Origin of the sequence: Herbaspirillum huttiense (assembly GCF_047300815.1) — a bacterium.
Classification (GTDB): domain Bacteria; phylum Pseudomonadota; class Gammaproteobacteria; order Burkholderiales; family Burkholderiaceae_D; genus Herbaspirillum; species Herbaspirillum huttiense_A.
In genome coordinates, this window is the sequence record NZ_CP178608.1 from 3,181,701 (window position 1) to 3,193,820 (window position 12,120).

Consider the following 12,120-nt stretch of genomic DNA (forward strand, 5'->3'; position numbering starts at 1 on the left):
TCACTTCAGCAATGAATCAGGCTCATCTTAAACCAGTCATCCTCGCGCGTGGTGCGCGGTATAACTACGGCTTTTGGAATGCTCAGAAGGAGTACCGGCATGAAATCAAGACGCTTTGGCCGCACGGGTGCGGACGTTTCGGAAATCGGATTTGGCGCCTGGGCCATTGGCGGCTCGTGGGGTGACGTCTCTTCCCAGGATGCCAAGGCCGCGCTGCACGCCGCACTGGATGCGGGCGTCACCTTCATCGACACGGCCGATGTCTATGGCGATGGCCGCTCCGAGCAGTTGATTGCGCAGGTCTTGAAGGAACGAGGCGGCGCACGTCCGTTCGTGGCCACCAAGGCCGGGCGCCGGCTCTCGCCGCATGTGGCCAGCGGCTACAACAACAAGGACAATCTCACCGCATTCGTGGATCGTTCGCTCAAGAACCTGGAGGTCGATTGCCTGGACCTGGTGCAACTGCACTGCCCGCCTACCGAGGTGTATTACCAGCAGGAAGTGTTCGCTTACATGGATGAGCTGGTCGCGGCCGGCAAGATCGGCCATTACGGCGTCTCGGTGGAGAAGGTGGAAGAAGCCCTCAAGGCCATCGAATACCCGAACGTGAAATCGGTGCAGATCATCTTCAACATCTTCCGCCAGCGCCCCATCGGGCTGTTCCTGCAGGAAGCACAGCGCCGCGACATCGCCGTGATCGCCCGCGTGCCGCTGGCCTCGGGACTGCTGACCGGCAAGATGAGCGCGCAGACCACCTTTGCCGCCGACGACCATCGCCAGTTCAATCGTCACGGCGAAGCCTTCGATGTCGGCGAGACCTTCTCGGGCGTGCCTTATGAGGTCGCGCTGGCCGCCGTGGAGAAGATCCGTGCGCTGGTACCGCAAAGTGTTCCCATGGCGCAATTTGCGCTGCGCTGGATTTTGATGGAAAGCGGCATCAGCACCGTCATCCCCGGTGCACGCAACGTCGAGCAGGCGCAGTCCAACAGCGCTGCCAGCGCCCTGCCGCCGATCACGGATGAGGTGATGCAGGCGCTGCGCGAACTCTATCTGCACGACATTGCCCCGTACGTGCATCAACGCTGGTAATCTGTGGCCCCTCCCCTTCATGTAACCAATAATAAGCAAGGACACCATGACACCCATCCAGCTCGCCATCGCCGGCGTCGGCAAGATCGTTTATGACCAGCATGCTCCGGCCATCGCCGGCAATGCTGATTTCAAGCTGGTCGCCACCGCCAGCCGCAACAACAGCATCGAGGGCGTGACCGCCTACAAGAGCATGGCCGAGATGCTGGCCTCGGGCACGGCCATCGAGGCGATCTCCCTGTGCATGCCGCCGCAGTACCGCTATGAAGCCGCACGTGAAGCGCTGAGCGCGGGCAAGCACGTGTTCCTGGAAAAGCCGCCCGGCGCCACCCTCTCCGAAGTCGAATCGCTGAAGAACCTGGCGGCCGAAAAAGGCGTGACCCTGTTCGCCAGCTGGCACTCGCGCCATGCGCCGGCGGTGCAGGTGGTCAAGCGCCATCTGCAGGAACATGCGCCGCGCACGGTCAAGGTGATCTGGCGTGAAGACGTGCGCCACTGGCATCCGGACCAGGAATGGATCTGGCAGCCGGGCGGCCTGGGCGTCTTTGATCCGGGCATCAATGCCTTGTCGATCGTCACCGAGATCCTGCCGCAGGCGATGTTCCTGAAGCAGGCCACGCTGGAAGTACCCGCCAACCGCCAGACGCCGATTGCCGCGCGCCTGGCCTTTACCGATGCCCTGGGCACGGATGTGCACGCGGACTTCGACTGGCGCCAGACGGGTGAACAGACCTGGGACATCGTCATCGAGACCGACAGCACCCGGGTCCACCTGAAAAAGGGCGGACATGAACTGTGGATCAACGATGCGCCGTGCGATCTGCCGGTGGAGGGGGAGTATCCCTCGCTGTATGCACATTTCTGCAAACTGGTCCGCAGTGGATCGTCCGATGTGGATGTGGCGCCGCTGCGGCATGTGGCCGATGCGTTCATGCTGGGGGAGCATGTTGTTACTGACGCGTTCGTCTGATCACATGACGGCGGCCCAGGGGACGCCGGGCTTCGACGAGACCGGCCCAATTGGGCCGGTTTTTTCATTGTTGACGTGGCCTTCGAATACACATGATCCGATATTGAAAAAAACTTGGTGAGCAGCTGTACAAGGTAAATGCACACCTAAAATCAACTTCTTACTATAGAGCACAGCGTACATCTCGCGTAACTTTCCAGATTTTCATCGATGGAAAAGCTGCCGTGCATCCTCTGATCTCAAGCAAGAAAGACTCCACGTTCCATTTAAAGTCAGCCGACATGATGATGCGGGAGGCCTCGTGAATATCCGGGGCTGGATCCGGCAGGGCGACGTGGCAGCCTGCGGAGCAAGCATGATTGACGGTGTTCAGGCGTGCTCCAGTTACGGCCGCGCTTACACGTATCAAGGAGCAAGCATTGCATGCAGCAAGCGTTGCGTCATTGCCGAAGGTCTCCCCACTAACGTACTGCCGAACGGTCGACCACGGGTTCTCCATGGAATGCGAAGCAGCCAAGGTTGTCCACTCATTTCGACCCTGAACGGCACGGACGGCATCTCGTCCGAATCCACCATCTTTCCGGCGTTTGTGCCGGACGGAGAGGGCGAATGGCGTGGCATTGCCCCTCCTGACACGTCTCACGAGAAAGAATTCGACGAGTATTTCATCGTTCTGGAGCAAGAGACGGGAAAGCCTGCGCGTCGACGGTTCTATCGAATAACGCTTGATACAGGGGAGATAATCGAGGGATATACCGATGAGCAACTCGGGCATTGGAGAAAGACCAAGCAACCCTTTGTTCGGCTGTATGCTCTGGGCGAATCGCGAGGAACTTGTCCGGATGACTATCTGATCGTAAACAATCAAAAATTCACAGCGCACAGGGAGGAGACTGGCAAAGGAGGCGACCTGATGGTCTTTAGCGATATCAGGACCACCAAACTCAGGACGCCCTATCGATTCAGGCTGACGTCAAAAGACATCCAGTCGATACTGCTTCAAAGCCATGCCAAATAAACGTTCCGGAACACTATTTGCATGCATGGTCATAGTGCTCCTGGCGAGCTATCTCCTTTTACGCAAAGTCCCTCAACTGATCCGCCCCGCCATCGAACCGCAGACCATTCTGGTCAATCCGGGGGCCAAGTGCGCCCTGATCGAATACGCATTCCGCGGCGGCGAAAGGTGGTCTTGGCTGGATCCTTACGGCCTGTTCACGCTCTCCGACGGCGATGCGTTTTACACCGTCGTTGACCTGCTGTCCAAGAAAGTCGTGAGAGACAGTACCTGGCCCATCATTCCGATTACCGCGTATTCCCAAGGGTCGGTCGGGATGGGCCGCTCCGTATTTTTCTGGAGTGCCGATGGGAGAAGCGCAGCTTTTCCCGGCGGCGAAGGTCCAGCCTATATTTGGGAAAACATCCACGAGTGTGCGGGCGAGAAGTCGACATCACCTTATTCCAATCTCGAATGCTCCCTGGACAAGCAATCGTCCCAATGCAGCGCTATCAGAAACATGATTGAGTGAATTTTCAGCCTCACGCACAACCAGAATCGCCGGTCATTCCCTTGATCTTGTCTGCGGCAACTGTGCTGCCCGCCGCAGCGGGTGGAGCCTGCCGCGATACAAACAGCTCGGCTCGGCAGAGCATGTGGAAAGACGGAAGAAAAAAATAAGGGCTGACGATGTTGATCGTCAGCCCTTCATTTCAGCTCAATCGAGTTCAAGCCATCAAATTCGCATGGTGGAATCGCAAATGATCTTCCACAAAACTCTCGATGAAGTAATACCCGTGGTCATACCCCGCATGCCGGCGCAAGGTCAGTGGCTGTGAGGCCTCCTTGCAGGCCGCTTCGAAACGCTCCGGTTGCAGCTGCTCGGTCAGGAATTTGTCGGCCAGCCCCTGGTCGATCAGGATGCCCTGCGGGAACGGCGCATAGAGCTTGCGCATCAGCTCGCTGGCATCATGCGCCTGCCAGCTCTGCTGGTCATCACCCAGGTAGTGACTGAAGGCCTTCTGGCCCCACGGGCAATGCACCGGTGCAGCAATGGGCGCGAACGCCGACACCGAACGGTAGAGATCGCGATGGCGCAAAGCCAGCGTCAATGCCCCGTGTCCGCCCATCGAGTGCCCGAAGATCCCCATGCGCTGCGGGTCAGCCGGGAAGCGGTCCAGCACGGCGCGGCGCAGGTCCTCCACCACGTAGCTTTCCATGCGGTAGTGCCGACTCCAGGGCGCTTGCGTGGCATCCAGATAGAAGCCTGCGCCCACGCCGAAGTCCCAGTTGTCGCTTTCACCGGCAATGCCCGCGCCGCGCGGACTGGTGTCGCAACTGACCAGGATCAGCCCCAGCTCGGCTGCCACGCGTTGCGCACCGGCCTTGATCATGAAGGTTTCTTCCGTGCAGGTCAGCCCGGCCAAATAAAACAGCACGGGCTGCTTGCCGCCGCCCTGCCCGGCCTGCGGCGGAACGAACACCGACAAGCGCATGTCCAGCCCGATGGCGGGCGAAGCATGGCGATAAAAGCCCTGCACGCCGCCAAAGCAGCCGTGCTCGGAGAGGGTCTCCAGCATCGCGCCCTCCTCAGAACTCGACCACGGAGCGGATCGACTCGCCGCTCTTCATCAGGTCGAAGCCTTCATTGATGCGCTCCAGCGGCAGCTTGTGCGTGATCAGGTCATCAATGTTGAGCTTGCCTTCCATGTACCAGTCGACGATCTTGGGCACGTCGGTACGGCCGCGCGCACCACCGAAGGCCGAGCCCTTCCAGACGCGGCCAGTCACCAGCTGGAACGGACGGGTCGAGATCTCCTGGCCGGCTGCGGCCACGCCGATGATGATGGACTGGCCCCAGCCCTTGTGGCAGCACTCCAGCGACTGGCGCATGGTGGTGGTATTGCCGATGCACTCGAAGCTGTAGTCGGCGCCGCCATCGGTCATGCCGATGATGGCATCGACCACGTTGGGCACATCCTTGGGATTGATGAAGTCGGTCATGCCGAACTTGCGCGCCATGGCTTCGCGCGCCGGGTTCAAATCGACGCCGATGATCTTGTTGGCCCCCACCATCTTGGCCGCCTGGATGACGTTCAGTCCAATACCGCCCAAACCGAACACCACCACGTTGGCGCCCGCCTCCACCTTGGCAGTGAACAGCACGGCACCCACGCCGGTGGTCACGCCACAGCCGATGTAGCAGACCTTGTCGAAAGGCGCGTCCGAACGGATCTTGGCCAGGGCGATTTCCGGCACGACGATGTAGTTGGAGAAGGTGGACGTGCCCATGTAGTGGAACAACGGCTTGCCGTCCAGCGAGAAGCGGCTGGTGGCGTCCGGCATCAGGCCGCGGCCTTGGGTGGCGCGAATGGCCTGGCACAGGTTGGTCTTCTGCGAAAGACAGAATTTGCACTCGCGGCATTCCGGCGTGTACAGGGGGATGACGTGGTCATCCTTCTTGAGCGATTTCACGCCCGGGCCGACGTCGACCACCACGCCTGCACCTTCATGGCCGAGGATGGCCGGGAAGATGCCTTCCGGGTCGGCACCCGAGAGCGTGTAATAGTCGGTGTGGCAGATGCCGGTGGCCTTGATCTCGACCAGGACTTCGCCGGCCTTGGGGCCGCCAAGTTCGACTTCCTCGATGGTCAAGGGCTTGCCTGCCTGCCATGCTACCGCTGCTCTTGTCTTCATAGGGATGGGTCCTTTGCGTGATGATTGAAGTAAAACCTCCCGACCGCCGCACGAAGGCCGACAACCGTCAGGAAAATTCAGGAAAACGATGATGCAGATGAAACTGCCAGCTAGGCAGTATTATCGCATTGCAAACGAAAATGCATGCGCTACCCTTTACACAGCTTCATGTTGATATCGGAACAAGTGAAAATTTCCCTCTGACATGAAAATCACACTGTCGCGTTGCGGCGACGTTGCGCGCAGGATGACAAAGCCTTGGGCTTGCGGTAAGGTTGCTACAAAACAAACGGCGAACGTGGCGGGCAAGCCGGCTACCGATCAGCACACAAACAAGTACAGAACGCAAGGACAAGCGCCAACAAAGCGCAGCAGGACACGGGATGGCATACTGCCATTGCGTGTATCAGAAAGTGGGGGCATCCACGTAATTTTGGCGTAAGCGTTCACCTCGTGTGAACGCCTGCGGCTTGCCGCCGTTGCGCTGGCGAGCAACGCGCCATGTGCGTGCGAGGGCTGTCGAAACGGTCGTCCGGTATCTCTCCGGGCCAAGGGACGTGCAGCGATCCGCTGCCTAACGACAGGTGATGTGATATCGGTCACATGGGAAAACAGAAAAAATCGCCGGGACGCCCAGGTACTACCCTGAAGACCTTGCTGCTCTTCGTCGGCTTCGTCGGGTCGTTCATCGTGGTGCAGACCTGGTGGGAAATCCGCCAGGACCGCCAGCTGACCATCGACGCCGAACGCGCCAGCTCGATGGCGGCCGTGCGCAGCGTGCAGGAACATGCCGAACGCATTTTCGGCGAGCTCGACCAGTTGCTCTGGTCCGGGGCCGAGCACATCCATGGCGCAGGCCCCGACCTGCTCGACGATGACCAAGGACTCTATCGCCTGCTGTCGGGCATGCAGCAGCGCCTGCCCACGGTGATGGTGCTGCGCTACATCGACCGCAACGGCAACACCCGCGCCAGCTCCCTGCGTGCCCTGGACACCACCAGCATTCCGGAAGACCACAAGCTGACCCATGTGGATGGCAATCCGGGCCGCCCCGGCCTGTTCGTGGGACAGCTCATGCGCAGCCGCTACAACCGTGAGCTGGTGCTGCCGGTGGCCATGAACCTCTACGACAGCAGCAGCCGGCCCGTCGGCCTGCTGGTGGCCGAACTGAAGGCGGCGACCTTCTTCGACTTCTACAAGCGCATCACCAATTTCGAGGCCATTGTCTCGCTGCGTACCGACAGCGGATCGATGATGCTGCGCTCGCCCTTCGAGGAGCGCTGGCTCAGTGTCAGCCTGGCCGATGCCAAAAGCATGGCGCGCATTCGCGCCGGCGCCGAAGAAGGCGCCTTCGAGGAGATCTCGCACCTGACCGGCGAGCCGCTGCTGTTCTCCTACAAGCGGCTGGACAAATGGTCGCTGGTGGCGGTCTACGCGCGGCGCATGGAAGATGTGCTGGCACCCTGGCGCAGCCGTACCGAAAACCGCATCCTGCTGGCCACCGGTATTTTGGGTTTCATCCTGATCGCGCTCATTGCCTTCCTGGTGTATTACCGCTACCAGCGCCGCCTGGACCATGCGCTCTCGTCCAGTGAATACCGCTACCGCAAGCTCTACGAGGAAGGCAGTGATCCCATCGTGCTCATTTCCTCCGAACTGCGCTACCTGGACTGCAATGCGGCGGCGCTGCGCTTTTTCGGGGTGCCGGACAAGGAACGCATCATCGGCCGCAAGGTCGGCCTGTTCTCGCGCCAGAAAAACCGTCCATCCGAGCAGCCTGACATCGATGAACTGGTCGGCCGGGTCCTGGCCGGGCAACCCCAGCAGTTCGAATGGGTCACGGTCCGCCGCAACAAGATCATCCACACCGACGTCACCCTGAACCGCGCCGAGTTCGAGCGCGGCTATGCGATCTTCGCCATCCTGCGCGACATCAGCGCCCGCAAGCGCGCCGAGCTGCTGCAGAGCGAGCAGAACCGCGTCTTGCACATGGTGATGGCCGATGACGACCTCGACGGCATCCTCAACGAGATCGTCGGTTTTGCCGATGCGCAGCTGCCCTATGGCGCCAGTTGCGTGATGCTGGTCAATGAACAGGCGTCGCACTTCACCTCGGTACTGAGCCGCCGTTATCCGCCGCGCCTGCTGCGCGCCTTGCAGGGCATGCCGATCCGCCACGGTTGCGGGGTCGGCGCGGAAGCGGCGCTGCGGCGCGGTCCCTGCATCGTCACCGACATCGCGCGCGATCCGGTCACCGAGCACTTGCGGGTGCTCATCGACGTCGAGGTCTACCCTTCCTGCGGCGCCTGGCCCATCATGGGCAAGGAAGGCCAGTTGCTGGGCGTGTTCGCTGCCCTGCTCAAGGAAAACCAGGCCCCCAGCAACGAATACCTGCAGCTGGCCAACATTGCCGCCGATCTGGCCAGCGTGGCCATCGAGAGCCGCCGTGCCGACGAGCGCATCCGCCACCTGGCGCACTACGACGAACTGACCGGCCTGCCCAACCGCTTCCTGTGCACCCAGCACGTCTCCAACGCCATCACCCACGCCGAACACCGCAACGGCATGGTGGCGGTACTGCTGATGGACCTGGACCGCTTCAAGAACATCAACGATACCTTCGGCCACGAGGCCGGCGAAGCGGTACTGCAGGAAATCGCCCAGCGCTTTCGCAATTCGCTGCGCGAGCTGGATATCCTGGCACGCGTGGGCGGGGATGAATTCATCGTGCTGGTGGATGACTTCGACGATCCGCTGCAGCTGGGCGAGATCGCCCAGAAGCTGCTGACCGAGGCGCGCAAGCCCTTCATCATCGATGGCCAGGAAGCCATGCTCTCGGCCAGTATCGGCATCGCCACCTATCCGGGCGATGGCGACAATGCGCAAACCCTCATCAAGAACGCCGACATCGCCATGTACCGCGCCAAGCACCATGGCAAGGATGACTATCGCTTCTTCTCCGACGAGGTCAACACCAACACGGTGGAACGCATCGCGCTGGAAGCCGAACTGCGCCGCGCCATCGAACGCGGCGAATTCGTGGTGCACTACCAGCCCAAGATCAACCTGGCCACCGGTGGCATCGTGGGTGCCGAAGCGCTGGTGCGCTGGCAGCATCCGGTGCGCGGGCTGGTGCCGCCGGGCGAATTCATCCCGCTGGCCGAAGAGACCCGGCTGATCGACCAGATCGGCCTGATCGTGCTGGAAGAGGCTTGCCGGGACATCGGCCTGATGCTGGAACGCGACCTGGTATGCGGACGCATCTCCATCAACCTGACCGGCAGCCAGTTCGGCGACGAACACCTGCTGGAAGACATCAAGAGCGTGGTCCAGCGTCACGGCACGCCACCGGCCTGCCTGGAGTTCGAGATCACCGAGAGCATGGTCATGCACAACCGCGACCGCGCCATTGCGATCATGGATGGCATCCGTGCAGAAGGCTTCACCATTTCGATTGACGACTTCGGTACCGGCTATTCCTCACTGGCCTATCTCAAGCGCTTCCCGGTCAATACGCTGAAGATCGACAAATCCTTCATCAACGACATTCCGGACGACGCCAACAGCAGCGCCATCGTGCAGGCCATCATCGCCATGAGCCATGCCCTGAACCTGAAGGTGGTGACCGAAGGCGTAGAGACGGAGAGGCAATTGCAAGCCCTGCGCGAGTTCGGCTCGGATGAATACCAGGGCTATTACTTCAGCAAGCCGGTGCCCTATGCGCAGTTCCTGCAGATGCTTCTCTTGCAGCAGCAGGCCATGCGCCAGGCCAGCCAGGTACTGGTGACCGACGGCGATCCCCCCTGAGCCCCGGCGCGCTTGCCGCGCGCCTCAGGACTGCCGTGCGGCCAGACGGTCGACCTGGTAGAGCGAGGGGAACAGGCGCATCCACAGCAGCACGATGAGCAGCGTGCCGATGCCACCGATGAGCACGGCCGGCACCGCACCGAACCAGGCGGCGGTGAGCCCCGACTCGAATTCTCCCAACTGATTGGACGTTCCGATGAAGACCGAATTGACGGCCGAGACGCGGCCGCGCATGGCGTCGGGCGTTTCCAGCTGGACGAAGGAGGAGCGCACCACCACGCTGATCATGTCGGCCGCACCCAGCACCGCCAGCGCCGCCAGCGACAGCGGGAAAGAGCGCGACAGGCCGAAGACGATGGTGGCCAGCCCGAACACGGCCACGGCGATGAACATGGTGCGCCCTACCCGGCCGCCCAGCGGAAAGCGCGCCAGCAGCAGCGCCACGATCAAGGCCCCGGCCGCCGGAGCCGAGCGCAGCAGGCCCAGGCCGACCGCACCGGTATGCAGGATGTCGTTGGCGAAGACCGGCAGCAAGGCGGTGGCGCCACCCAGCAGCACGGCAAACATGTCCAGCGAAATGGCACCGAAGATGGCGGGCTTGCTGCGGATGAAGGCCAGTCCCGCGAACACCGAGGACAGGCTGGCGCCGGTCGGCTTGGCCGGTGCGGCCTGGGCTGCCGTGACCTGGGCCGGACGCCGGATCAGCGACAACAGCACGCTGCAAGCGATGAACAGCGCGCAGCTGCTGGCATACACCACCGCCGGACCAGCCACGTAGAGAAATCCGCCCAATGCCGGGCCGATGATGATGGCGAACTGGGTCGCCGAGGCCGAGCCCGCCACGGCGCCCGGCAAGGCCTTCGGCGACATCAGGCTGGGCAGCAGGGCCGACATGGTCGGCTTGGAGAAGGCCCGGCCCGCGCCGATGACGGCCACGATCACGAAGATCATCTCGCGGCTGAGCCAGCCATGCAGGCTGCCCAAGGCCAGCGTGGCGGCTGCGGCGGCTTCGACCAGCGAACTGACGCGGGCGACGTTGCGGCGATCGAAGCGGTCGGCCACGTGGCCTACGACGAACACCAAGATCAAGGAAGGAATGAACTGCACCAGGCCCACGATGCCGAGATCGAAAGCGCTGTGGGTGAGCTGGTAGACCTGCCAGCCGACCGCGACGATCTGCATCTGCAAGGCGATGGTGGAGGCCACGCTGGCGCACCAGAATAGCTTGAAGGGCGTGTGATGGCGCAGCGGTGCGGCGGCATCATCGGGGGTCGCACCGGGGGATGTGGATGACATGTCTCGTGGATGGGAAGGGGGTGTCCTGGCGTTATCGGGTCCGGGCGCTGCAAGCAGCAACCGGCCTGGCGCGAACGGTCTTGGCGCCGCCGCGGCCCTGCCCTGCAAGGCAGGACGGGCGCCGCTATACTACCCGATCCCGCGCCAGCCGGCAGGAGGCGCCCCGTCCCTGCCGGCACATCACAAGGAGAATCCGAATGCAGTACCGCCAACTCGGCCGCACCGACCTCAAGGTCAGCCTCATCACGCTGGGCACCATGACCTGGGGCGAGCAGAACACCGAAGCCGACGCCCACTCGCAACTGGACTACGCCGTCGAACGCGGCATCAACCTGATCGACGCCGCCGAAATGTATCCGGTCCCGCCCAAGGCGGAAACGCAAGGGCTCACCGAGCGTTATCTCGGCACCTGGCTCAAGAAATCCGGCAAGCGCGACCAGTTGCTTATTGCCACCAAGTGCACCGGCCCGGCTCGCAAGCCGCACAACCCGCGACACATTCGCGGCGGCATCAATGACCTGGACCGAAAGGGCTTGACCGACGCCCTGCATGGCAGCCTGGAACGCCTGCAACTGGATCATGTGGACCTGTACCAGCTCCACTGGCCGGACCGCAGCGTGAACAGCTTCGGCCAGTTGGGCTACGAGCATGTGGAAGATGAAACCACGGTGCCCATCGAAGAGACGTTGACGGTGCTTTCCGAATTCGTGAAGGCCGGCAAGATCCGCACCATCGGCTTGTCCAACGAGACCGCCTGGGGCGTGGCGCAGTTCCTGCGCGCGGCCGAGCAGCATGGACTGGAGCGCATCGTTACCATCCAGAACCCGTACAACCTGCTCAACCGCAGCTTCGAAGTGAACCTGGCTGAATTCGCCCATCGTGAGCAAGTTGGCCTGCTGGCCTACTCGCCGCTGGCTTTCGGCATGTTGAGCGGCAAATACCTGGAGGGTGCACGCCCTGCAGGCGGACGCCTGACGCTGTTCGAACGCTTCGTGCGCTATACCAATCCGCAAGCCGAGAGCGCCACCGCACAATACGTGGCGCTGGCGCGCCAGCACGGACTGGATCCGGCCCAGATGGCGCTGGCCTATGTCAACAGCCGCCAATTCCTGACCTCCAACATCATCGGCGCGACCACGATGGAACAGCTGCGCAGCAACATCGACAGCGCCCAGGTGCAACTGAGCGACGAGGTGATTGCGGGCATCGAAGCCATCCACCGCAAGCAGCCCAATCCGGCGCCCTGATCCGGAACGGGTGAGCC

Annotated in this window: 9 protein-coding genes; 6 read left to right on the plus strand and 3 right to left on the minus strand. The window is 61.9% G+C overall.

Features of this window, described 5'->3' with window-relative positions; translation table 11 throughout:
* The first annotated feature begins 99 nt into the window (after positions 1–99).
* The 4 genes from ACLRDN_RS14690 (at position 100) to ACLRDN_RS14705 (ending at position 3,588) form a co-directional block, all read left to right on the plus strand.
* Positions 100–1,089: an aldo/keto reductase gene (locus ACLRDN_RS14690; RefSeq protein WP_413456877.1), complete on the plus strand. Its 990-nt coding sequence runs from the start codon at positions 100–102 to the stop codon at positions 1,087–1,089.
* A 46-nt stretch (positions 1,090–1,135) separates the two neighbouring features.
* Positions 1,136–2,059 carry a Gfo/Idh/MocA family protein gene (locus tag ACLRDN_RS14695; RefSeq protein WP_413456878.1) on the plus strand — a complete coding sequence of 308 codons (924 nt, stop codon included), beginning with the start codon at positions 1,136–1,138 and terminating at the stop codon, positions 2,057–2,059.
* 355 nt (positions 2,060–2,414) lie between these two features.
* Positions 2,415–3,077: a DUF6402 family protein gene (locus tag ACLRDN_RS14700; RefSeq protein ID WP_413456879.1), complete on the plus strand. Its 663-nt coding sequence runs from the start codon at positions 2,415–2,417 to the stop codon at positions 3,075–3,077.
* A 25-nt stretch (positions 3,078–3,102) separates the two neighbouring features.
* On the plus strand, positions 3,103–3,588 hold the full coding sequence (locus tag ACLRDN_RS14705; RefSeq protein WP_413456880.1) for a hypothetical protein: 486 nt from the start codon (positions 3,103–3,105) through the stop codon (positions 3,586–3,588).
* Between the two features lie 196 nt (positions 3,589–3,784).
* Here ACLRDN_RS14705 and fghA read toward each other — a convergent pair whose 3' ends face one another.
* A complete protein-coding gene (gene fghA / locus ACLRDN_RS14710) occupies positions 3,785–4,636 on the minus strand; it encodes an S-formylglutathione hydrolase (protein ID WP_413456881.1) in 852 nt (283 codons plus the stop codon).
* A gap of 10 nt (positions 4,637–4,646) precedes the next feature.
* A complete protein-coding gene (locus ACLRDN_RS14715; protein ID WP_013234687.1) occupies positions 4,647–5,753 on the minus strand; it encodes an S-(hydroxymethyl)glutathione dehydrogenase/class III alcohol dehydrogenase in 1,107 nt (368 codons plus the stop codon).
* A gap of 603 nt (positions 5,754–6,356) precedes the next feature.
* Here ACLRDN_RS14715 and ACLRDN_RS14720 point away from each other — a divergent pair.
* Positions 6,357–9,560 carry an EAL domain-containing protein gene (locus tag ACLRDN_RS14720; protein WP_413456882.1) on the plus strand — a complete coding sequence of 1,068 codons (3,204 nt, stop codon included), beginning with the start codon at positions 6,357–6,359 and terminating at the stop codon, positions 9,558–9,560.
* Positions 9,561–9,584: 24 nt separating this feature from the next.
* Here the strand turns inward: ACLRDN_RS14720 and ACLRDN_RS14725 are convergent, their stop codons facing one another.
* Positions 9,585–10,856: an MFS transporter gene (locus ACLRDN_RS14725; RefSeq protein ID WP_413456883.1), complete on the minus strand. Its 1,272-nt coding sequence runs from the start codon at positions 10,854–10,856 to the stop codon at positions 9,585–9,587.
* 197 nt (positions 10,857–11,053) lie between these two features.
* Between ACLRDN_RS14725 and ACLRDN_RS14730 the strand changes: the two genes are divergently transcribed.
* Positions 11,054–12,103 (plus strand): NADP(H)-dependent aldo-keto reductase, encoded by a 1,050-nt coding sequence (locus ACLRDN_RS14730; RefSeq protein WP_413456884.1) that lies wholly within the window; start codon positions 11,054–11,056, stop codon positions 12,101–12,103.
* The last annotated feature ends 17 nt before the right edge of the window (positions 12,104–12,120 follow it).

Coding starts and splice junctions, on each gene's coding strand:
- ACLRDN_RS14690 (WP_413456877.1), top strand. CDS start 100: ATGAAATCAAGACGCTTTGGCCGCACGGGTGCGGACGTTTCGGAAATC.
- ACLRDN_RS14695 (WP_413456878.1), top strand. CDS start 1,136: ATGACACCCATCCAGCTCGCCATCGCCGGCGTCGGCAAGATCGTTTAT.
- ACLRDN_RS14700 (WP_413456879.1), top strand. CDS start 2,415: ATGATTGACGGTGTTCAGGCGTGCTCCAGTTACGGCCGCGCTTACACG.
- ACLRDN_RS14705 (WP_413456880.1), top strand. CDS start 3,103: ATGGTCATAGTGCTCCTGGCGAGCTATCTCCTTTTACGCAAAGTCCCT.
- fghA (WP_413456881.1), bottom strand. CDS start 4,636: ATGCTGGAGACCCTCTCCGAGCACGGCTGCTTTGGCGGCGTGCAGGGC.
- ACLRDN_RS14715 (WP_013234687.1), bottom strand. CDS start 5,753: ATGAAGACAAGAGCAGCGGTAGCATGGCAGGCAGGCAAGCCCTTGACC.
- ACLRDN_RS14720 (WP_413456882.1), top strand. CDS start 6,357: ATGGGAAAACAGAAAAAATCGCCGGGACGCCCAGGTACTACCCTGAAG.
- ACLRDN_RS14725 (WP_413456883.1), bottom strand. CDS start 10,856: ATGTCATCCACATCCCCCGGTGCGACCCCCGATGATGCCGCCGCACCG.
- ACLRDN_RS14730 (WP_413456884.1), top strand. CDS start 11,054: ATGCAGTACCGCCAACTCGGCCGCACCGACCTCAAGGTCAGCCTCATC.